Origin of the sequence: Thalassospira sp. A40-3, assembly GCF_015871485.1 — a bacterium.
GTDB classification, from domain to species: Bacteria; Pseudomonadota; Alphaproteobacteria; order Rhodospirillales; family Thalassospiraceae; genus Thalassospira; species Thalassospira tepidiphila.
This window is the reverse complement of sequence record NZ_CP065428.1, coordinates 2,015,334-2,036,959: the sequence shown is the minus strand read 5'-3', so window position 1 is coordinate 2,036,959 and position 21,626 is coordinate 2,015,334. Positions and strand designations below refer to the sequence as shown.

The following is a 21,626-nucleotide window of genomic DNA, read 5'->3' as shown; positions in this document are numbered from 1 at the left end:
AATGTGAGGAAAACTCAGTTTTGCGTTTTGCACGGTACGTGGTGACATTTCAAAAAGTATGAGGATATGAATTCGGTTGCCTCCAAAGCACGACTGAAACAACATACTTGGCCTCTGGTTGTTTTGCGTTATGGTTTTGCAATCCAAACAGGGAGGGCGGGTTATGGAAGTTGTGTATGTATCAGCAGACGGGCAAGAACATTGGATTGATGCCAAAATCCGCCCGACATTGACCCTTGATCAGGCGATTGCGCAAAGCCGGCCCGGACAAATGATCCGGATGATCGCGGGGGATTATTGCTTTGATGAGCCCTTGCGTTTCCCGCGCAGTGGAACGGCTGATCAACCGATCATTGTGCGCGGCGAACCCGATGCGATAATCGACGCGGCAAAGCTTCCTGATTCTTCCGTTTCGGCAAGCAATCCGGGACGGGACGGTTATGCCGTTTTCCAGTTGATTGATGTCGCGCATATCCGGCTTGAGCTTTTTACCATCAAGCGGGCTTGGCCAAGTGCGGTTTATATCGAAAACAGTCAGCATCTGGCGTTTCGCGACCTTGATATCACCGACGGCACCTATGCCTTTTATGCCAACGGCGAGCAAACCCGCGGCATCTCGATCACGGATTGCCATTGGGTCCAAAACCCCGATATCTGGCGTCAGATTCGCTGGGATGAAATTCATGACGGCAAGGACGAAGACGGCAATGTTATCGAGGTCGAGTATCGCTACCTGAACGGGGCGTTCTTTGGGGCTGATGATATTAGCGGGGATGTCGAAATCATCCGAAACGATATCTGTGATTGCTATAACGGCGTTCGGATGGATGTATCCCAACATAATCTGGATGCACCCGTGGGCAGCTTTAACCGCGATGTCAGGATCTTTGACAACCGGTTCAGATATATCCGCGACAACCCGATAGAGCCCGAAGCAACCGCCGTTGGCTGGTGGATCGGCCGCAACCGGTTTTATAACTGCCACAAGCTGTTTTCGCAGGACGGTGTGCGTGGCGGGTTCTGGTATTATTTCGGCAATATCTGCTGGTTTGACAGCCGCCCGGGCCCAGAAGGGGACGAGAATAACGGCGGTGCTGTTTTCAAACTGGGCAAGGGCGGATCAGTGGCCCAGCCGGATTATGTTTCCGCCTGCCTGCACAACAGCTTTTTCCTGCGCCAGAAATACATCAAGAAGGGTACGACGCGCGGTCTGATCAATGCCCGCAATGCGATTGAACATGCCGATCCGGCAAAACTCCCCGAAGACCTGATGCCATTTGATCAGACATTCTTTGGTCCGGCCGACAAACTTTCGCTGTCGGCGGATGGTCCATTGCCTGTTTCGTTTGAAGGCGATCTTGCCAACCATCGGACATATCCGGAGGTGTTTGATCCCTATGACGGCGTTTTGCGTGATCCGCGCGTTTCCGATGGGCCATTGTTCGAAGATGGGCTGTCCGGGCGTTTTGATCTTCGCGCGCAACACCGCGAAGGGTATTGCGACACACTTAGCATCCCGATGCCAGATGGCGGGACATGGTTGTCTCACCGTGCATTCTGGCCAGGTGCATTGACAGATGGGGAGATCTTCGAGGGACCGGACTATGTTCCTGTCGATCTTGATTACGTTCGAAGTTTGCCTGTTTACAATGAATGACAGGACGTCTTCGTAACGCCCGGCACCCGATGTTATGGCCTTACGTATGCGTAAATCAGTTGACTGGGATGTCGGAATGTTGCGATGGTGACGCACCGCATTCAACAAACAAGAAAAAACATGAACGATAAGCTTTATAGCATTACCGAGCTGGCCGAAGAATTCGACATAACGCCGCGTGCGATCCGGTTTTACGAAACCAAGAACCTGCTTGCACCGCAGCGTGCCGGTGCGACGCGCGTCTATAATTATCGCGATCGGGCGCGGCTGATGCTGGTGCTGCGTGGCAAGCGACTTGGTTTCTCGCTTGAGGATATCAAGGAATATATCGATCTCTATGACGCAGACCGCAGTCGGACGGAACAGCTTGCGCATCTGATGCTGGTTGGACGTCGCCGGATCGAAGAGCTTGAACAGCAGCTTGAAGACGTGCAGACAACCTTGCAGGAACTGCGCACGATTGAGAATGAAGCAATTGATTCGCTTCGTGAAAAGGGCATCGACCCGGAAAAGGCCGTTGCCGATATCAAGGCCAAGCTTGTCGCAGAAACCGCCTGAATTTATTGAAGATTATGCCTGAAACGAAAAAGCCCGGTATTTCACCGGGCTTTTGTTTTTTGGCCATGAAGATGCAGCTTATTCCGGGTCACGCTGCAAGGGCAGGGTGACTTCAAACACTTCTTCATCCGGGATGAATTTTCGGCTGAAACCAAGGCTTTCACAAAGGGTCAACATCCGACGGTTATTTGGCAGAACCTGGCCGATGAAGGTTTCTGTGCCCTTGCGACGGCAGAATTCGATCATCTTTTCCATCAGAATACGGCCAAGGCCGCGCCCCTTGATATCGGATCGCACCATGATGGCGTATTCGGCTTTCTCGTTGTTCGGATCAATGACGACCTGAACGATCCCGTGAATTTCACCTTCCTGATGACCGTTTGGCAGGATGGCAAGGAAAGCCATGTCGCGATCGTAATCAAGCTGCGTCTGACGGGCCATTTCCGAATGCGGCAATTCACGGACCGAGCCGAAGAACCGGAAGTGAATATCTTCCGGGGTTAGCCGCGACATAAATTCGTAGTGGGCCGGTTCATCTTCGGGCTTGATCGGACGCAGCAAATAGGTCGTCCCATCATCCATCACCACCTGTTCCTTCAAATGGCGCGGGTAGGGATGAATGGCCAGGCGCTGTTCGTCGCTTACAACCTTTGGCGTTACCTTGATACGGGCATCGAGCGCAATCACACCTTCACGGTCGGCCAGAAGCGGGTTCATATCAAGCTCGACAACTTCGCCCAACTGCACAACCAACTGCGAAAGCCGCACTAAGGTCATGTAAAGTTCTTCGAGGTTGACCGCCGGGACATCACGGTAACCTTGCAGAAGTTTATGAATGCGTGTGCCTTCAACCAGTTCACGGGCAAGCTTCATGTTGAGCGGCGGCAAGGCCATGGCGCGGTCGCGGACAACTTCGACTTCTACACCGCCATGCCCGAACAGGATCACGGGGCCAAAGATCGGGTCGGTGGTCATGCCGACAATCAATTCACGTGCGCCGTCACGTTTGACCATTTCCTGTACGGTGAAACCGCGCAGGCGGGCTTCCGGGAATTTCTTGCCAATAACGCGCTGCATTTTTTCGGCAGCAGCACGAACTTCCTCGCCGTTTTCAAGGTTCAGGATCACGCCACCGACATCGGACTTGTGGCTGATGTCGTCCGACAGGATCTTGAGTGCGACCGGGCGGCCGATCTTTTCTGCCTTGCTGACGGCATCATTAACATCAAGGGCGGCATAAGTTTTGACGGTATTGATGCCAAAGCATTCCAGAACCGATTTCGCTTCCGGTTCGGTCAGCATGTGACGTCCCGCGTGAATGGCGGCATGAATGATGCTGCGTGCCTTGTCGACATCCGGTGTGTAATCGTGCGGTACCGAAGGCGGCGTTTCCATCAAGAGTTCTTGCAGCTTGCGGAAATTGACCATGTGCTGGAAGGCTGCAACCGCATTTTCCGGCGTACGGTAGGTCGGAATACCAGCCGCATAGAACATGTTACGCGCCTCGGCCACGGTAGCCTCGCCAACCCAGTTGGTCAGGATGTTTTTCTTGCTGTTCTTGATCGTGTCGATCACACCCTGTGCGACTTCGACCGGATCGGTGATGGCCGTCGGGGCATGCATCACCAGCAAGCTGTCGATATTCTTGTCCTTCAGGACAACGTCAATGGTCTTGGCATAACGTTCACCCGGTGCATCGCCGATGATATCAACCGGGTTGGCGTGCGACCAGGTCGGCGGCAGGACTTTATCAAGGGCTGTAATAGTTTCGTCGTCAAGGTGGGCCAACTGGCCATGTCTTTCGATCAGGGCGTCAACCGCAAGCACCCCGATCCCGCCACCGTTTGTCACGATACCAAGCTTGTCACCACGGAACGGGCGCATCCGCGACAGCGTTTCAGCAGCAGAAAACATTTCACTCACCGTGTACACGCGCAAAACACCGGCCCGTTTGATGGCAGCATCGAAAACGTCATCGGCACCGGCAAGCGCACCGGTGTGGGATGCGGCCGCAGCTGCACCCTCGGCAAAGCGACCGGATTTGATGCACAGGATCGGTTTGTTACGCGATGCGGCACGGGCGGCCGAGATGAAGCTTCGGCGTTCGTGAATGGATTCAATATAAAGCATGATCGCCCGGGTATCGGGATCAGAACCCAGATAGTCGATGACATCGCCAAAATCGACGTCATCGCATTCACCCAGCGAAATAAAGTGGGAAAAGCCGATTCCACGTGCAGCAGCCCAGTCGAGGACGGCAGTGCACAGGGCGCCTGATTGCGAAACAAAGGCAATCTTGCCATTGCCAATGCTTTGATGGCTAAAGCTGGCATTCAGGCCAATGCCCGGCACCATCAGGCCAAGGCAGTTCGGGCCAAGCAGGCGCATTTTCTTGGAGGCCGCAATATCAAGCATCGCCTGTTTGACTGGGCGGTTGTCATCATATTGTTCCGCACTCAGGCCAGCAGTCAGGACAATCGCCGCAAGGCAGCCTTTTTCGGCCAGGCATTCCATAACGGGAACGACACCTTTGGGCGGAACACAGATCACGGCAAGCTCTGGCACCACCGGCAGACTGTTGACGTCGGGGTAGGCCAGAACACCACCGATTGACTGACTGCGTGGGTTAACCGGCATGATCGGCCCGTCAAATCCACCGGCAAGCAGGTTCTTCATAATCACGCTGCCAACGGAGTGCGGCCGATTGGAAGCGCCAATCACGGCGACCGATTTCGGTTTGAACAGATGATCGAGGTTGATTGTACTCATCGCCAGTTTGCGCCTTGTCCTGTGTGGGCCGGCCAGATTTCGGCCAACTCGCCCTATATGGTGATGCGTGTGCTGTTTTTTCAGCGCACCATCATGATGCAGTGCGATATTTTAGAGCGATGCTAATTATATTGATTTGCTGTGCATCAATAAAGCGCTGCAAACACGAAGTTTTTATGGCAGTGCGATGCAGCAGGCTATGGGAGGCGTGAAGTGCGGAGATGCGGCGTCACGATTAATGCACGTGACCATGATGTCCGTCGTCAAATCGCTCGGACTCTTCAAGCCAGGCTTCAACTTCATTCTGCGAGCTCATGGCGAGCGCGATTTCAAGGTCGGCTTGGACATGGGCCAGACTGTCGAACATCGGGCACCAGCCAAACGCCTGTATCCGGGCATCGGTCGTCGACGAGATCGTGAACAGATCCCCGTCAATCGGGTGCACCAAGCCATGAATGACCCTGCCTTCGCCCGTGATTAACCATCCACGGGTCGGTCCGGAAAGGGTGGCGAGTTCAACTTCGCGAAGGTCGATTTTGATGGTTTTCATGGGGTAAACATCCGTGTTTTGACGTTCAAAAGCAAAAGGGACCGAACATTACGTTCGGTCCCTTTTTAATTGGCTCCGGCAGCAGGACTCGAACCTGCGACCCAATGATTAACAGTCATTTGCTCTACCAACTGAGCTATGCCGGATCAGGTGCCGCGCGTCTTTCGATGCGCGTGGCAGGTGTATAATCAAACAGTCCGGGGCCCGCAAGACCTTTTTTGAGAAAATCCGGCCAAAATTGCGTCTTTTTCCAACATGGCTGCGACAGGTTATCGGCAGGCGCGATAATGATGGAAACCATTTCCCAACTGGTTGAATTGGATCACGTGAAGCGCATCGTGTTCTGTGGTCGGGAAGGGGCAAATCACATTTGGAATAACTGCGGAATGATATTGGCCCGAAAAGCAAAAACCCCCGGAACAGAGTTCCAGGGGTTTATGGCTCCGGCAGCAGGACTCGAACCTGCGACCCAATGATTAACAGTCATTTGCTCTACCAACTGAGCTATGCCGGATCAGTGGAGGCGCGAGCCGGAATCGAACCGGCGTGCAAGGATTTGCAGTCCTCTGCGTAACCACTCCGCCATCGCGCCTTCGCGTTGGCTGGAGCGGTGTATAGCCTCAACAAACGCACCCCGTCAAGCACCCAATTTTACATTTTTCTGAAGGCTCGGGGATTAGTGCTAAGAAAAAGAACAAACCACCCGGGAAAACGTCCCGGGTGGTCTTAAAAGCTTACGGGAATGTCATCCCGCAGTTGGTCGAAGGGTTAACCTTTGGCTTTACCAAAGCGGTTCTCAAGCCACGGTTTCAATCGTTCCTCACGGATCTTACTCGGTGCGAAATCTAGGTTTGCAATGGTATCGAGACTGTTTTCAACCTCAAACGGAATGGTGGTGTTCGGACCCTCGATGGTGATCTCGCCTTTCTCACCTTTCTTCACGGGCTCAGCAAGGGATACCCTCACGCCACCTGCCGAAATGTCGATGGTCTGGCCACGGATCGATTTCCCGTTAATCTTCACTGTGATGGCGAGTTGAGCTTCGTACCGCGGATCCTTACGGCGGTTTACTTCCGGGGTTGCTGTTCGAACGATTCGAACCAAGCTGTTGCGGAGTTCAGCAATACTTATATCGACTTCGTCGGCAATTTTGTTCATGGCGGCGGCTCGGTTGAGATTGTCTTGCGCCTCTGATGCGACATGGCCGATTTTTTCGGTCACCTCATTTGATGCCTCTGCTGTCTGAACGACGTTTCTTGCGATTTCTTGTGTTGCTTCATCCTGCTGTCGAACACTCACGGCGACATTGGAGGCAACCTCGTCGACGCGACGGATGCTTGATGTCATCTGCTGAACGGTGGAAACCACAGATCCAGTCACATTTTGAATTTCACCAAGCTGCCGGGTGATTTCCTCGGTCGACTTGGCGGTCTGATTGGCAAGGTTTTTGACTTCCTGCGCAACCACAGCAAAACCTTTGCCGGCATCACCAGCGCGCGCAGCCTCGATAGTGGCATTAAGCGCGAGGAGGTTAGTCTGAGCAGCGATATCACCAATCAGTTCGGCAACCTCGCCAATACGATCAACGCTGTCTTTGAGTGAGGTGACAGTCTTTTCCGCACTTTCCCCGGCCGTATTGGCCTCTGCGGTAAGGGTTGTGGCTTCTTCAATCTGGCGGGTGATTTCGCGGATGGACGCTGCCAGCTCTTCGGATGCACCTGACACTGTCTCTGCGTTTGCCAATGCCTCATGTGCGGCGGCGGCGACGCTTTCAGAGTTTTCTGAGACGCGTTCCGAAGACCCTGCCATATCACTAGCAGACGAACTCAATCGCTTTGTCTGGTCAATGATGGCCTCTACGATATTTTGAAGTTCTTTTTCAACGGTCTCGGCCAGGCCGCGCAAGGCGCCGACCCGCTGTGAATTGGCTTTCGCTTCATTTTCTTCACGTTCAAGCTTTGCATAGGCCAGCTTCGCGTGTAAAGCGCGCAACTGCCGTATCAACCCATTGAAGTCGGGAACAGATGGCATCGGAATAAGATAACCGGAGTCATTTCTTGCGATGGCATCGAAATGGTCTTCCATCTCCCTGAGCGGGCGTTGGAATTTTCTAAGCAGCCAGAAATTAAAGAAAACAATCAGAAGCAATGCCATTATAACTAGCGCAGCTTGGATGATAATGGCTGTGTAGAAGCTGCTCTGTGCTTCTTCGACCGTTTTGCGCACAATATCGTTCTGCGAAACAGACAGATTTCCGATTTGTTCAGTCAACGGGTCAATGGTCTGATAGAGCTCGTCTTTGACAATGTTATCAAGCGCGGCAGTGTCTTCGTTTTGAAAAGCCTGACGTAATCGCTTGATCACGTCATCAGCGGCTGGGATCATACTTCTAATCGTATCAACGATCTGGGCTTCGGCCGGATCAATCTTGCGGCTCAGATAGCTATCCAGGTTTTCTTTGATCCGATTTTCCGCCAAGTCAATGCTGTCGATACCTTCTTGCCAAGTGAAGTTGCCGTTGCGTACTTTGTGTGAGGCATCAACAACGAAGACCGCATAATCGTCGGAGATCTGTTTGATTAAATTCAACGATTGCACACGGTTGTTGTAAATATCCTCAAGTCGTTTTTCGGTCTGATATTCTGTATAAATTGCGTCACCAACCAAAATCAGAACAATGACAAACAACGTACCAAAAGCAAGGCTTAGACTTCCTTTGATGCTTGCAAAAAAAGTTTTTAATCTGGATTTGGTGCTGGTATCGACGATTTCTCCGTATTCGAGACTGACATTTTTGGCTTGTCCCGTCCGTAAATCGGCATAGATGCTTTCCGCGTTCTTTTTTTCCTGTTCACTCGGCTTTGTGCGAATTGAGATGTAACCGGTGATGTTTCCGTCTTCGATCGTTGGTGTAACATTGGCGCGAACCCAGTAATGATCACCATTCTTCGCCCGGTTTTTCACAAGACCTTGCCAGGGCAGGCCAGCCTTGATGGTTTCCCAAAGATTAGCAAAGGCATCTTTGGGCATATCGGGATGACGTACAACGTTATGAGGTGAACCAATCAGCTGTTCTTCTGTAAATCCGCTGATATCGATAAAGGACTTATTGGCAAACTTGAGCTTCCCACTTGTATCGGTTCCAGATACGAGAATGTCACCATCCCCCATCAGCACTTCGCGATTTGTTACCGGGCCATTGTCACGCATGTTGTTCCCCTACAATACCAAATTCCGGCTTATGACGTGGTGCAGCACAATTGAGAATTGCATTGGCCGTCTTTCTCGGTTTAGCTGTTTTGTGCTTGGATTATGCTTGCATCGCAGACACATAAAACGTTCTTTGAACTATGTTTCGATGGCCGATCGGCATTTCAAGAGATAGGGCTGCAAATAATTTTGGTTGAATGTTTCAGTCCTTCAAATAATCAAGGATGTCCGGCGCAATCAGACTGAAAACGGAGGCGGGTTCAGTTCGTTTTCTTGATCGTCGGATCAGTTTTACATGATCATTTGGCTTCCAAATCGTAACATCTGCGTGGTAGATGCCGCGTCGTTCGGTCAATCTTTTAGTGCCCTCAATGTGTTAAAATCGAAGCCACACATTGATCCGATGTTGTCAGTTGCTTATGTGCTGACTATAAACAGGGCAATTGCCGCAGCCGTCTTTGGGGACAACAAGAGGACTGTGGTCTGTTTCTCGCGAGAATTTTCAGGTCAGATAATCATGGATTACCAAATCGCGCGCCATAACATGGTGGAAAATCAGGTTCGGACTAACAAGGTTACCGATCCGCTGGTCATTGCAGCGATGGAAGGGGTTCCGCGCGAACTGTTCCTGCCGGAAGGCAAGCGCGGCGTTGCCTATATCGACGAGGATATCGCCGTGGGCGCTGGGCGTTTTGCCATGGAGCCGATGGTGATTGCGCGCCTTATGCAAAATGCCGAGATTGCTGAAACGGATGTTGCCCTGGTGATTGGTGCCGGGTACGGCTATTCCAGCGCGCTGATCTCGCGCGTCGCAGAAACCGTGGTATCTGTCGAAAGCGACAAGGATATGGCTGCTGCCGCCGAGGCCACCTTCCAGAAGCTCAACTACGACAATGTCATTGTTGTCGAAGGTGATCTGGCATCAGGGTATGCCAAACAGGCTCCTTACAACGTCATCGTCTTCGATGGTGCTGTTGCCGAAGTTCCGGCCGGTATCCTTGAACAGGTTTCCGAAGGTGGTCGATTGCTCGCCGTGGTGCGTGAACCGGGCAAGGTGGGCGTTGCACGCCTTTACGAGCGCGAAAACGGTGTCATCGGGCATCGCGATCTGTTTGATGCCAACATTCCGTATCTTCCGGGATTTGAGCCGGCAGAAAGCTTTGTATTCTGATTGAGGTTTGACGGTGCTCGACATCAGTTGTGCTGAACTTGCGTCACGGCTTGATGCGAATGCACCGATTGCCTTGCTTGATGTCCGCGAAGATTGGGAACTTGAAATCTGCGCGATAGATCAGGCGCTCCATATTCCTCTTTCCCAACTATCGGGAAGGTTGGATGAACTGGCGCCTGATATGCCTTTGGCGATCATTTGTCATCATGGCGTTCGCAGTCGCCATGCGGGCCTGTTGCTTGAGGATCATGGATTTAAAGAGCTTTTTAATGTTCGCGGCGGTATAGATGCATGGGCGCTTGAAGTTAAGCGCGATATGAGCCGCTACGATTGAAAACGGCGATGACGGAGAAACGGGGCAAATTACTTTTTTTTGATGCAAATGCCTCTTTTCTTGGAAAATTTTCCTTCCGTCGTTACCATACGTGAAACTGCGCCGGGGTCGGGACTTGGTGTAGGATTTTACAAGGGTAGATAAATGATCAAACGGTTCTTGCTGACCTGCAGTATTCTGGCGACCGGCGGCATTGTTGCCAGCGGCGCTTCTGCAGAAAGCCTGGAAGACGCACTTATCAAGGCGTACCAGAGCAACCCGACACTCGAAGCCGGTCGTGCGGCACTTCGTTCGACCGATGAAGAAATTTCCTCGGCATTGTCAAACTGGCGGCCGAGTGTAAGCCTTTCTGGTAGCGCAGGCGTTCGTGATACCGAAACAGAAACCAACGGTACGAAAACAGATAACAATCTGACACCCTACACGGTTGGCCTCAATGTTACGCAGCCGCTTTATCGTGGCGGCCGTACCACGGCAGAAACCGAACGTGCAGAGGCCCGTATCAAGGCGGCCCGTGCGTCACTGCGCTCGACCGAGCAGGATGTCATGCTTCAGGTGGCAACCGCGTATTTCAACGTTCTGCGTGATACAGCGGTTGTTGAGCTTAATCAGAACAACGTTCGCGTTCTGGAGCGTCAGCTTGAAGCGACCCGTGATCGTTTTGACGTTGGCGAGGTGACCCGTACGGACGTGTCCCAGGCTGAAGCGCGCCTTGCAGGTGCAAAGGCCAATCTGATCTCGGCCCAGGGCGCCTTGGCCAATACCCGGGCGCAGTACGAACGCCTTGTCGGGAATCCGCCAAGCGATCTTGACATTCCCAATTCGCTTTCGGGACTTCCGACAAGCATTTCTGATGTTCTGACGATTGCACAGGGTCAGCACCCTGATGTCTTGCAGGCAATTTACAGCGAAGAAGCTGCGCAGTCCGACATTCGTCTGAGCGAAGGTTCGCTTTATCCGGAAGTAAGTCTTGCTGCCGGCGTTGAGCGCCAGCATGAAGCGTCGAACGATGATTTCACCTCTGATACGGCGGACATTATCGCGTCAGTCTCGATTCCACTTTACCAGCAGGGGGCTGTGTTCTCGAACGTGCGTTCGGCAAAGCAGACCGCCGGTCAGGCCCGCATCCAGATTGATGAAGCGCGCCGTTCAGTAATTGAAAATGCAACCAGTGCCTGGGAGACGCTTGTCACTGCACGTGCCAGCATCGAATCGCAGCAGGCACAGGTATCATCGGCTGAAGTCGCCCTTGATGGTGTTCAGCGTGAAGCATCGGTTGGTTCGCGTACCGTTCTTGATGTTCTTGATCAGGAACAGGAGCTTTTGCAGGCCCGTGTGGATCTTGTCGGTTCGCGCCGTGACGCTGCGGTTGCCGAGTTTCAGGTTAAGGCTGCCATGGGGGCGCTTAATGCGCAGGTCCTTGGTCTGCCGGTCGAAATTTATGACACTGAGTCCAACTATAACAAGGTCAAGGACCAGTGGTGGGGAACGGATTGATTGGTTGATGGTCGGGGCAGGGTGGCGACATCCTGCCTTCGAACTTGGGTCGGATCGGTCTGGTTAAATGACACTAGTGCGGAAGTTTAATTATGAGTGACGGGCAACAAGAACCTTCCATGGAGGATATCCTCCAGTCCATCCGCAAGATTCTTGCCGATGAGGGGGATGAAGAAAAACAGGAAGCTGCTCCTGAACCCGAACCGACGCCGGAACCGGAGCCAGAACCCGAGCCCGAGCCGGAACCAGAACCCGAGCCTGAAGAAGAAATCGACGAACTAGTGCTTGACGAAGAGCCCGAAGAACTTGAGTTCGAGGAAGAACCCGAGGAACTGGAGCTTGACGAGCCCGAAGAAGAGGAAGAACTCGAACTCGACGATATGCTCGATTTCGATGAAACGCCTCTGGAAGAAGAATTCGACGAGCCGGAACCGGAACCAGAGCCCGAACCGGCAATGCCAGCCCTTTACGATGATGAAGACGACGAACCGCTGATTTCGAATATGACGGAATCGACGGCCACCGGAACCATCTCGGAACTGGCGCAAGCTGTTGCAAAGAAACGCGCAGTTGCCCTTGGCATCAACGCGGGACACGCAACCCTTGAAGATCTGGTGCGTGATATGCTGCGTCCGTTGCTTAAGGAATGGCTTGACGAAAACCTTCCCTATATGATCGAACGCCTTGTGAAAAAGGAAATCGAGCGGATTGTGAACCGCGCCGAAGACCTGTAGGCGAGCCGATTTTGACATTCGAGCGGCGCGCCAACGGTGCGCCGCTTTTTCTTTGGATAAACAATTAAACCCGCAGCGGATCAAAAGACCATGTTGGAGAAGACCTACAACCCGGCCGATGTTGAAGGCAGACTTTACGATAAATGGGAAAAAGCAGGGGCATTTGCTGCTGATCCGGCATCCAGTGCCGATCCCTATGTCATCATGATGCCGCCGCCCAACGTGACCGGTAGCCTCCACATGGGGCATGCACTGACCTTCACGCTTCAGGATATCCTGGTCCGCTATAACCGGATGAAGGGCAAGGATACCCTTTGGCAACCGGGTACCGACCATGCAGGCATCGCAACCCAGATGGTTGTTGAACGCCAGCTTGGCGAACAGAACATAACGCGCCATGACCTTGGCCGTGAAAAGTTCGTCGAGAAGGTCTGGGAGTGGAAAGAAAAATCCGGCGGTACCATCACCAATCAGCTGCGCCGTCTGGGCGCGTCGCCCGATTGGCCGCGTGAACGCTTTACCATGGATGATGGCCTGTCGGCTGCGGTGCGCAAGGTGTTCGTGAAACTGCACAAGGATGGCCTGATTTACCGTGACAAGCGCCTGGTGAACTGGGATCCGAAGCTTCTGACCGCGATTTCCGACCTTGAAGTCGTTCAGAAAGAAGTCAAAGGCCATTACTGGCACTTCAAATATCCGATCGAGGGCCGTGACGGCGAGTTCATCACCGTTGCAACTACTCGTCCGGAGACGATGCTGGGCGATACTGGTGTTGCAGTCCACCCGGATGACGAACGCTATCAGGACCTGATCGGGAAATACTGCGTTCTTCCGATTGTTGGACGTCGCATCAAGATCGTCTCGGATGAATATGCCGATCCGGAAAAAGGGTCGGGTGCTGTTAAGATCACACCAGCGCATGACTTCAATGACTTTGAAGTCGGCAAACGTGCTGGTCTGGAAAAGATCAACATCCTTGATGATTATGCGCGCATCAATGATGAAGCGCCCGAGGAATACCGCGGCCTTGATCGTTTTGAAGCCCGCAAACTGATCGTTGCGAAGATGGACGAACTCGGTCTGCTTGAAAAGATCGAGGATACCGTTCACATGGTTCCATACGGCGACCGTTCGAACGTTGTGATCGAGCCTTATCTGACCGATCAGTGGTTCGTAAATGCCGAAGTTCTTGCAAAGCCCGCCACCGAGGCGGTTGAAGATGGCCGCATTCGTTTTGTGCCGAAGAACTGGGAAAACACCTATTTCGAATGGATGCGTAACATCCAGCCATGGTGTATTTCCCGTCAACTTTGGTGGGGACATCGTATTCCGGCATGGTTTGGCCCCGACGGCGAATTCTTCGTTGAAGAAACCGAGGAAGAAGCCATGGCCGCCGCCAAGGCGCATTATGGCAAGGATGTCGAACTGACCCAGGAAACCGACGTTCTTGATACCTGGTTCTCATCTGGTCTTTGGCCCTATTCGACGCTGGGCTGGCCAGAAAAGACCCCGGAACTTGCCAAATATTATCCGGGCGATGTTCTGGTCACCGGGTTTGACATCATCTTCTTCTGGGTTGCCCGGATGATCATGATGAGCATGTATTTCATGGATGGCAAAGTTCCGTTCCGCGACGTTTACATTCATGCGCTGGTGCGTGACGAACACGGCCAGAAGATGTCCAAATCCAAGGGTAACGTCATCGATCCGCTTGAGATCATTGACGAATATGGTTGTGATGCGCTGCGCTTTACCCTGACAGCTTTGGCTGCACAAGGGCGCGACATCAAGCTTGCCGCATCCCGTGTTGAGGGCTATCGCAACTTCGCGACCAAGCTTTGGAATGCCGCCCGCTTTGCCGAAATGAATGAATGCAAACCGGTGGATGGCTTTGACCCCGCGAACGTGAAATCGACCCTTGGTCGCTGGATCGTTGGCAAAACGGTTGAAGCGGCCAAGGCCGTTGGCACCGGTATTGAGACCTATCGTTTCAACGATGCCGCCAGCAGCGCCTATCAGTTCGTTTGGGGTTCTTTCTGTGACTGGTACTTGGAACTGGCAAAACCGGTTCTGATGGGCAGTGACGAGGAAGCAAAGGCGGAAATTCGTGCGGTTACCGCGTGGGTTCTTGACCAGATCCTTTTGATCTTGCACCCGGTCATGCCGTTCATCACGGAAGAGCTTTGGGAGAAGACCGCCGATAGTCGTGCCAAAATGCTGATCGCCGAAGGGTATCCGCAGTTTGACGACGCGCTGATTGATCGTGAAGCAGAAGCCGAGGTCGATCTGGCCATCCGCCTGATTGGCAACATCCGTGGGGTCCGTTCTGAAATGAATGTGCCGCCGGCGGCCGAAGTTCCGATCTATCTGGTTGATGCCACCGACGCGATGAAGGCGGCTGTCACGGCACAGGAAGCACAGGTCAAGCGTCTGGCGCGCGTTGCCGATGTTGCCTTTAAGGGGCAGGGCGACGTCGAGGCGATTGCCAAAGGTGCGATCCAGACTGTGGTTGATGGTGTGACTGTCTTTGTTTCGGTTGCCGATTTCATCGATGTTGCGGCTGAAAAGGCACGTCTTGAAAAGGAAATTCAAGACAAGACGAAATACATCAAGGCCCAGGAAGGCAAACTTTCGAACGAGAAGTTCGTCAGTCGCGCACCTGAGCACATCGTCACGGCCGAAAAAGCCAAGCTTGAAGAAGCACGTGATACCCTTGCCAAGCTTAACGAAGCTTTCGCACGTATTGCAGCGATGTAAGGTTTCCGACCAATCTGCGAGAAAGGCCAGCCATCATTGGTTGGCCTTTTTTGTTCTGGGTTCAATTGAACTGTCGTAATGTCGCAAAAATCTTCACCCGATCATGCAGAATCGCTTAGATTGGCGTCGCCCGTTCCTGTGAGCGACAAGAACCCCCATGGAATGACGATTTTCGTCGCGTCCAGTCGATAAGAATGCGCCGGCCCAATGCTGATTGAAGAATGCCCCTATATCGAGCCCGTTGATGCCTATGGCGCGTTTGCGCCATTTGCCGATAGCCATTTTTTGGATTCTGGTGACCGTGACCGGTTCTCCTACATTGTCGTGTCGCCGCTGCATAAATTGATGGCGAAGAACGGGCAGGCGGTGCTGGATGGCTTTGAAATTCCGGGAAACCCGTTTGACGTCCTTAGCGACCTGTTGGCGCGCTATCAGATTGAAGCGAAGCCAGACCTGCCGCCGTTTCAGGGCGGTGCTGTCGGCTATTTTGGCTATGAGTTGGCACATCAGACAGAATTGTTGCCCACAGCACCGGATGACTGGCTTTCAATGCCGGACATGGCGGTCGGAATTTATGATCTGGTGATCGCATTTGATCAGATTAACCGGCGGATGTGGCTTATTTCCACCGGCATTCCAGAGACCGAAGGTCCAAAACGCGATCAGCGCGCAAACGACCGTATGGCGCTGATCCGCAAGTATCTAAGACTTGCACGGCCGCTGATTGATACGCCTGCCATTCCGCATGTGCCAAACGCTTCGACCTGGCAGTCAAACTTTGATCGCGCCAGCTACGAGGTCGCCGTACAGCGCGTGATTGATTACATCTTTGCCGGTGACATCTTTCAGGCCAACCTGTCGCAAAGCTTCCGCGCAGAGTACGCAAGCGATGCCATCCCAAAGCGGTTTGATCTTTATCGCCGGTTGCGTGACATCAGTTCCGCACCCTTCGGCGCATTCCTGAATTTCGGGGATGTGGCGGTGCTGTCAAATTCGCCGGAACGGTTTCTTCGGGTCAGAAACCGGCAGATCGAAACCAAGCCGATCAAGGGCACAAGACCGCGCGGCGAGACACCGTTAAGCGATGCCGAACTGGCACAGGGATTAATGTTATCGCCAAAGGATCGCGCGGAAAACGTTATGATCGTTGATCTTTTGCGTAATGACCTGTCAAAGGTGAGTAATCCTCACACTGTGAAAACACCGATGATCTGCGCGTTGGAAAGCTATGCCAATGTGCATCATCTGGTGTCCACCGTGACAGGCGAACTGCGAGAAGACGAAACCGCTGTTGATGCATTGCGTGCATGTTTCCCCGGTGGGTCGATCACTGGCGCGCCGAAAATTCGTGCGATGGAGATTATTACCGAACTCGAGAAAACAACGCGCGGTGCCTATTGCGGTGCCATTGGTTATATCGGATTTGATGGAGCGATGGACACAAACATCGCCATCCGAACGCTTAGCGTAAATGGCGGCAAGATGGCCTTTAATGTTGGCGGCGGGATCGTTGCTGACAGCGACCCGGCAGCGGAATACGAGGAAACGCTGGTTAAAGCCACCAAGATGTTTGAGTTGTTCGGAATAAGTGTCGGGGATCTGCTATGATCCTGTTGATCGATAATTATGATTCGTTCGTTTTCAATCTTGCGCGCTATCTTGAGGAGCTCGGACATGCGGTCAAGGTTGTGCGAAATGACGAGATCACGGTGGCAGACGTCCGTGCCCTTAATCCGTTGGCGATCGTCTTTTCGCCGGGCCCCTGCGGACCGGATGAGGCGGGAAACAGCCTGGACCTGATCAACGCGCTAAAAACCGAGTTTCCGATGCTTGGCGTTTGCCTTGGGCATCAGTGCATCGCCCAAGCATTCTGTGGTACGGTCAAGCGCGCAAAACGGCCGGTTCACGGGATGACATCATCGATCCGGCATAGCGGGGAGGATTTGTTTGCCGGATTAAACAATCCTTTGCAAGTCACGCGATATCACTCGTTAATCGTTGATTTGCCAAATGATGGCACTTTGATCGAAACAGCAACAGGCCCCGACGGAGAAGTCATGGCATTTGCCCATGCGACCTTGCCGATTTACGGTGTTCAGTTCCATCCCGAGGCCGTGCTTACGGAACAGGGCCACGCGCTGTTGGCGAATTTTCTGAAACGTGCTTCCGGGCAGGGAGCCGATAACGATTAAAAGGGACCAGGCTATGCAGGTTTGGATGAATGGCAGTTTTCGTGATCTTGATGAAGCGTCCATTCCGGTAACGGATCGTGGCTTCCTGCTGGGTGATGGTTTCTTCGAAACCATGCGTGCGCACGAAGGGAAAATTACCTGGCTGGAAGCCCATATGGGACGGCTTGACCATCATGCCGAGCTAATTGAGTTCCCGCTCGACCTGTTGCCCGAGACAGACGAAGTCGCGGAAATCGTTGCCAAGCTGTTTGAGCAAATTCACCGCAAGGATGCAGTTGTTCGCATGACGGTTTCACGCGGCCCGGGCGAACGTGGATTGCTGCCACCGGGTTTGCCGGATCCGACCATCCTGATTACTGCCGAGCCCTTTGATCCGCTGGACCCGAATATCGGGTTGACCCTGGCGACGTCGCAGAAAGTGCGCCGAAACCCGCATTCGGTCGCGGGCAGCATCAAAAGTACCAATTATATGGACAACATCGCGGCCAAACAGGAAGTACAGAAATACGGTGCACAAGACGCGCTTATTCTGTCGGCAGACGGCCATGTGGCGGAAACGACAGTTGCCAATCTGTTCGGGATTATCGGGGAAACCCTTTGGACGCCGGATGAGGATACCGGGATCCTTTGCGGACTTGCGCGGGACTATGTGCTGCAAGTTGCCAAAGAATCCGAGATTGAAGTGACTTTCGAGCCGAAGGCACCAGAAGAACTCAAAGAGTTCGATGCCGTCTTTACCGCCAATGCACTGCAGGGTTTGCGCGTTGTTGACCGTGTTGATGGCTATGTTGTCGGTGTGCCGGCGAAAACCTTCTTTACAGACCTTGCCCTAAGGGTGGAGGCGGAACTATGCGATGGTATAGTAATTTAGGTTGAATTCACCACTTTAGTGACGTATGTTCAGCTGCAATTCAAACTGGAATGCATATGAACGCGCACACCACCAAACCACCTGTCACGATCAATCGCTTTGTCGAAAGCCTGCGTAAACACGCGGCCAAAGGCAAAGCGATTTCGTTTGGGATCCTGAATATTCCGGCCGACTTGCGTCTTGGCACCGATGACTATCAGGCCATTACCCGGGATGCTTTCCACAATCTCCCCGAGAACACCAAGGTCCATCGCCTGGAAAATGGTATGGTGGCGTTTGTGCATGCAGGGTCGTGGACAAACGACGACAACACCTTTGTCGAGCATATCCGAGAAATTCTGACCGACGTCCTGAACCGTCAGGGCCTTGGCCATATTCCATCCAATCTCTGGAACCGCTTTGAATGGCCAAAAGATCAGGAGAAGTTGGCAGATTTGCTCGGCATAACGCTTGCAGAAAGGCCAAGCAGTGACGTTTCCGTACGCTTTGATATGGCTGAAATGCTGCGTGGCGCGATCACGACAGAGGCTGTATTTGACTCTTGCCGGCGCCAGGCCATCGTCAGTTTTGATGACACCCGACGCGAGGTGCTAGGTCACGAGATCTATTGTTCGCTTGATTACCTGCGCCAAAACCATCTTGCCAGTTTCCTGTTAGAAGGGCCGGGCGAGATTGAGATCCTGTCGCGTGTTCTCGATGAAAAAGTCATGGATGTTACGGCAGCACTGGCACCGTCCATTTTGCCAGACCGATTGCATTTGAACATGCAAATTCAGACAGTTCACAGCGACAAGTTTACCGATTTCATCGCCGAACATGACGGTAAACTGATCGAAAACATGGCCATCGAGTTTTCCATGGAGAACGCGATTGCAAACTGGTGGGAATTTGAAGACGCGTGCGAATTCCTGCATTCCTTGGGGATACAGGTTGGTCTGGACCGTATCACGTTGCCAGCACTCGAATTTCTGTCGCCGCGCAAGATGAATGTCGATTTCATCAAGGTCATATGGGACCAGAACATTGTCGGATCGCGTCGCGCGGAAGTCGCCGAAAGACTGCGGGAGTTTGCTGTTTTGTTTGCCGACCGCAGCCTGATCCTTACGCGGTGTGACAGCCGAACGGCGCTTCGCATGGGCCGCAGTCTGGGGGTGGATGTCTTTGAAGGCAGCTATATTGACGCGATGCTTGGCGGCTATCTTCATCGGGAATGCAAATCCAAAAGCAGATCATCGGACAAAAAATGTGCCGTTTGCCAATGGGCGCCGCGCGAAGCCCGCAATAACGGATGCGATTTCCATTTCCGTGCAGGCAAACTGCTTTCAGACATTTAAACCACAAGGTTGCAAGGGTTTTATGGCGTTTGACAACACCGGCGCGCTTTCATAAAGTGCGCGTGTTGATCAATTGTGGTTAACGTTTGTCGTTGAAACACGGCGCTTATTCTCAGGGCAGGGTGAAAATCCCGACCGGCGGTAAACCAGTTTTGGTAAGCCCGCGAGCGCCCATAGGTCGCAAGACTTTTGGGGTCAGCAGATCCGGTGAGATTCCGGAGCCGACGGTAACAGTCCGGATGGGAGAGGATAAAGCGTGACGGTCGTGACAGGAACGCCTTAGCGTGACTGGTATGCCGTCTGCCTGCGACCGCATTGTGACATTTGTCGCAAAGCGGGCCTTTCTTTGTTGCCCTGGTTCGTAAGCCCCATCCGTAGAGGACGGTTATGAATCAGAGTATTGAAAAACAATCCGATCTGTCGATCTTTGGCGATCCGCATGCGCGCATGGAACGTGCGCTTGATGATCTGCGCCAGGGAAAAGGCGTTCTGGTTGTTGACGATGAAGATCGCGAAAACGAAGGCGATCTGATCTTTTCAGCAGAAAGTCTGACCAATGAACAAATGGCGATGCTCATCCGCGATTGCAGCGGTATCGTCTGCCTGTGCCTGACCGACGAGAAGGCAACTGAACTTGAACTTCCACCGATGGTCGCAGACAACACGTCAAGCATGGGGACCGGCTTTACGGTTACCATCGAAGCCAAAGTTGGCGTCACAACCGGCGTATCGGCCGCGGACCGCGTCACCACGGTAAAAACGGCCATCGCCGATGACACCAAACCGAGTGATCTGGCGCGTCCGGGCCATGTCTTCCCGCTGCGTGCGCGCCCGGGCGGTGTTCTGGAACGTCGCGGTCATACCGAAGGTACGGTTGATCTGATGCGTCTGGCAGGGTTCAAGCCCGCTGGTGTGCTGTGTGAAGTCACCAATCCGGATGGCACCATGGCGCGGCTGCCGGAACTGATCGAATATGCCAAGAGCCACGATATGGTCGTGATCAGCATCGAAGATATCGTTGCCTATCGCATGGCGATGAAGCAGGCGGCTGAATAAAGCCAATCTGTTGCCATTGATAAAACAAAAGGGCCGCATCCTGATAGGTGCGGCCCTTTTGCTGTTTTGGTGATCGAACGCGATCAGTCGTCAATCATGCACCAGACCGGTGTGTGATCTGATGCCTTTTCCTTGCCGCGTGGTTCCCGGTCGATATCCGATGCGCTCAGTCGGTCTGCCGCCGCCGGGGTCAGAAGGAGGTGGTCAATACGAAGACCGTTATCCTTGTTCCATGCACCGGCGCGATAGTCCCACCAGCTATATTGGTGACCTTTCGGGTTGAAGGTCCGGAATGCGTCGGTGAAGCCCATATTCATCATGGTGCGCAGACGTTTGCGTTCAACCGTTGTGCACAGCACCGTTTCGCGCAGTTTCACGGGGTCATAGACGTCCATGTCGTCGGGCGCGATGTTGTAATCGCCGCCCATGACAGCGGCGTCACCACTGGCACGAATTTTCTCAAACCGGGTGATCAGGCGATCGAGGAAGTTCAGTTTGTAATCAAACTTTTCGTCGCCAACGGCTGTTCCCATTGGAACGTAGATCGAGGCAACCCGGACCGGCCGGTTGGATCCGATGGTTGCCTCGATATAGCGGGCCTGTTCGTCATCGTCGTTGCCAGGCAGGCCGCGTTCGACATCTTCGATCGGGAATTTGGAAAGGATCGCAACGCCGTTGTAGGTTTTTTGCCCGTGAATGGCGATGTTATAGCCAAGGTCCTCGATCTCCATTGCTGGAAACGCATCATCAACCGTCTTGGTTTCCTGTAACAGGACCACATCGGGTTTCGCGTCCTGCAGCCAGTCAAGAATGTTTGGCAGGCGTGCCTTGATCGAGTTGACATTCCAGGTGGCGATTTTCATTCGGGCCTCGGTTTTTTGGGTGTTTGGTCAAACAAAACGGGGTTCGCCAATAACGAACCCCGTTTTATAAATC

At 53.1% G+C, this 21,626-nt stretch carries 16 protein-coding genes, 3 tRNA genes and 1 riboswitch; of the genes, 12 read left to right on the top strand and 7 right to left on the bottom strand.

What is annotated here, in order from left to right; all coding sequences use genetic code 11:
* Window positions 1–163: 163 nt before the first annotated feature.
* The gene (locus tag IT893_RS09225; RefSeq protein WP_197147532.1) at window positions 164–1,657 is read left to right on the top strand and encodes a hypothetical protein; all 1,494 of its coding nucleotides are present in this window, start codon (window positions 164–166) and stop codon (window positions 1,655–1,657) included.
* Window positions 1,658–1,777: 120 nt separating this feature from the next.
* The gene (locus IT893_RS09220; protein ID WP_063089670.1) at window positions 1,778–2,215 is read left to right on the top strand and encodes a MerR family DNA-binding transcriptional regulator; all 438 of its coding nucleotides are present in this window, start codon (window positions 1,778–1,780) and stop codon (window positions 2,213–2,215) included.
* Window positions 2,216–2,293: 78 nt separating this feature from the next.
* Here the strand turns inward: IT893_RS09220 and IT893_RS09215 are convergent, their stop codons facing one another.
* The 6 genes from IT893_RS09215 to IT893_RS09190 all read right to left on the bottom strand — a co-directional run bounded on the left by IT893_RS09215 (window position 2,294) and on the right by IT893_RS09190 (window position 8,744).
* Entirely contained in the window at window positions 2,294–4,984 is a 2,691-nt protein-coding gene (locus IT893_RS09215; RefSeq protein WP_197147531.1) for a bifunctional acetate--CoA ligase family protein/GNAT family N-acetyltransferase, read from the bottom strand.
* Window positions 4,985–5,219: 235 nt separating this feature from the next.
* The gene (locus tag IT893_RS09210) at window positions 5,220–5,534 is read right to left on the bottom strand and encodes a hypothetical protein (RefSeq protein WP_197147530.1); all 315 of its coding nucleotides are present in this window, start codon (window positions 5,532–5,534) and stop codon (window positions 5,220–5,222) included.
* Between the two features lie 70 nt (window positions 5,535–5,604).
* A tRNA-Asn gene (locus IT893_RS09205) sits at window positions 5,605–5,680 on the bottom strand.
* A 292-nt stretch (window positions 5,681–5,972) separates the two neighbouring features.
* Window positions 5,973–6,048 (bottom strand) — tRNA-Asn (locus IT893_RS09200).
* A 4-nt stretch (window positions 6,049–6,052) separates the two neighbouring features.
* Window positions 6,053–6,126 (bottom strand) — tRNA-Cys (locus IT893_RS09195).
* A gap of 176 nt (window positions 6,127–6,302) precedes the next feature.
* The gene (locus IT893_RS09190; protein ID WP_197147529.1) at window positions 6,303–8,744 is read right to left on the bottom strand and encodes a methyl-accepting chemotaxis protein; all 2,442 of its coding nucleotides are present in this window, start codon (window positions 8,742–8,744) and stop codon (window positions 6,303–6,305) included.
* 517 nt (window positions 8,745–9,261) lie between these two features.
* Here IT893_RS09190 and IT893_RS09185 point away from each other — a divergent pair.
* The 10 genes from IT893_RS09185 (at window position 9,262) to ribB (ending at window position 20,690) form a co-directional block, all read left to right on the top strand.
* Entirely contained in the window at window positions 9,262–9,915 is a 654-nt protein-coding gene (locus IT893_RS09185) for a protein-L-isoaspartate O-methyltransferase (RefSeq protein ID WP_008890969.1), read from the top strand.
* 13 nt (window positions 9,916–9,928) lie between these two features.
* Window positions 9,929–10,249 carry a rhodanese-like domain-containing protein gene (locus IT893_RS09180; protein ID WP_252724124.1) on the top strand — a complete coding sequence of 107 codons (321 nt, stop codon included), beginning with the start codon at window positions 9,929–9,931 and terminating at the stop codon, window positions 10,247–10,249.
* Window positions 10,250–10,393: 144 nt separating this feature from the next.
* Window positions 10,394–11,746, top strand: a complete 1,353-nt coding sequence (locus IT893_RS09175; protein ID WP_197147527.1) for a TolC family outer membrane protein — start codon at window positions 10,394–10,396, stop codon at window positions 11,744–11,746.
* A 119-nt stretch (window positions 11,747–11,865) separates the two neighbouring features.
* Complete coding sequence (locus tag IT893_RS09170; protein WP_197147526.1) at window positions 11,866–12,480, top strand: DUF2497 domain-containing protein; 615 nt, start codon at window positions 11,866–11,868, stop codon at window positions 12,478–12,480.
* 90 nt (window positions 12,481–12,570) lie between these two features.
* Complete coding sequence (locus IT893_RS09165) at window positions 12,571–15,237, top strand: valine--tRNA ligase (RefSeq protein WP_197147525.1); 2,667 nt, start codon at window positions 12,571–12,573, stop codon at window positions 15,235–15,237.
* A gap of 207 nt (window positions 15,238–15,444) precedes the next feature.
* Complete coding sequence (gene pabB / locus IT893_RS09160; RefSeq protein ID WP_197147524.1) at window positions 15,445–16,845, top strand: aminodeoxychorismate synthase component I; 1,401 nt, start codon at window positions 15,445–15,447, stop codon at window positions 16,843–16,845.
* Entirely contained in the window at window positions 16,842–17,429 is a 588-nt protein-coding gene (locus IT893_RS09155) for an aminodeoxychorismate/anthranilate synthase component II (protein ID WP_197147523.1), read from the top strand. The genes pabB and IT893_RS09155 overlap by 4 nt, the downstream gene beginning before the upstream one ends.
* Before the next feature lie 13 nt (window positions 17,430–17,442).
* On the top strand, window positions 17,443–18,300 hold the full coding sequence (locus IT893_RS09150) for an aminotransferase class IV (protein WP_197147522.1): 858 nt from the start codon (window positions 17,443–17,445) through the stop codon (window positions 18,298–18,300).
* A 56-nt stretch (window positions 18,301–18,356) separates the two neighbouring features.
* Entirely contained in the window at window positions 18,357–19,634 is a 1,278-nt protein-coding gene (locus IT893_RS09145; RefSeq protein ID WP_197147521.1) for an EAL domain-containing protein, read from the top strand.
* A gap of 104 nt (window positions 19,635–19,738) precedes the next feature.
* Window positions 19,739–19,889: riboswitch (FMN riboswitch) on the top strand.
* A 132-nt stretch (window positions 19,890–20,021) separates the two neighbouring features.
* Window positions 20,022–20,690: a 3,4-dihydroxy-2-butanone-4-phosphate synthase gene (gene ribB, locus IT893_RS09140; protein WP_197147520.1), complete on the top strand. Its 669-nt coding sequence runs from the start codon at window positions 20,022–20,024 to the stop codon at window positions 20,688–20,690.
* Window positions 20,691–20,773: 83 nt separating this feature from the next.
* On the opposite strand, the gene xth is transcribed toward ribB, so the two are convergent.
* Window positions 20,774–21,553 (bottom strand): exodeoxyribonuclease III, encoded by a 780-nt coding sequence (gene xth / locus IT893_RS09135; protein ID WP_197147519.1) that lies wholly within the window; start codon window positions 21,551–21,553, stop codon window positions 20,774–20,776.
* Window positions 21,554–21,626 lie beyond the last annotated feature (73 nt).

Bases quoted from the DNA above. Each gene is read 5' to 3' on its own strand.
- IT893_RS09190 (WP_197147529.1), bottom strand. From the start codon at position 8,744: ATGCGTGACAATGGCCCGGTAACAAATCGCGAAGTGCTGATGGGGGAT.
- IT893_RS09150 (WP_197147522.1), top strand. From the start codon at position 17,443: ATGCAGGTTTGGATGAATGGCAGTTTTCGTGATCTTGATGAAGCGTCC.
- IT893_RS09165 (WP_197147525.1), top strand. From the start codon at position 12,571: ATGTTGGAGAAGACCTACAACCCGGCCGATGTTGAAGGCAGACTTTAC.
- IT893_RS09215 (WP_197147531.1), bottom strand. From the start codon at position 4,984: ATGAGTACAATCAACCTCGATCATCTGTTCAAACCGAAATCGGTCGCC.
- xth (WP_197147519.1), bottom strand. From the start codon at position 21,553: ATGAAAATCGCCACCTGGAATGTCAACTCGATCAAGGCACGCCTGCCA.
- IT893_RS09175 (WP_197147527.1), top strand. From the start codon at position 10,394: ATGATCAAACGGTTCTTGCTGACCTGCAGTATTCTGGCGACCGGCGGC.
- IT893_RS09145 (WP_197147521.1), top strand. From the start codon at position 18,357: ATGAACGCGCACACCACCAAACCACCTGTCACGATCAATCGCTTTGTC.
- IT893_RS09225 (WP_197147532.1), top strand. From the start codon at position 164: ATGGAAGTTGTGTATGTATCAGCAGACGGGCAAGAACATTGGATTGAT.
- IT893_RS09210 (WP_197147530.1), bottom strand. From the start codon at position 5,534: ATGAAAACCATCAAAATCGACCTTCGCGAAGTTGAACTCGCCACCCTT.
- ribB (WP_197147520.1), top strand. From the start codon at position 20,022: ATGAATCAGAGTATTGAAAAACAATCCGATCTGTCGATCTTTGGCGAT.
- IT893_RS09185 (WP_008890969.1), top strand. From the start codon at position 9,262: ATGGATTACCAAATCGCGCGCCATAACATGGTGGAAAATCAGGTTCGG.
- IT893_RS09220 (WP_063089670.1), top strand. From the start codon at position 1,778: ATGAACGATAAGCTTTATAGCATTACCGAGCTGGCCGAAGAATTCGAC.
- IT893_RS09155 (WP_197147523.1), top strand. From the start codon at position 16,842: ATGATCCTGTTGATCGATAATTATGATTCGTTCGTTTTCAATCTTGCG.
- pabB (WP_197147524.1), top strand. From the start codon at position 15,445: ATGCTGATTGAAGAATGCCCCTATATCGAGCCCGTTGATGCCTATGGC.
- IT893_RS09170 (WP_197147526.1), top strand. From the start codon at position 11,866: ATGGAGGATATCCTCCAGTCCATCCGCAAGATTCTTGCCGATGAGGGG.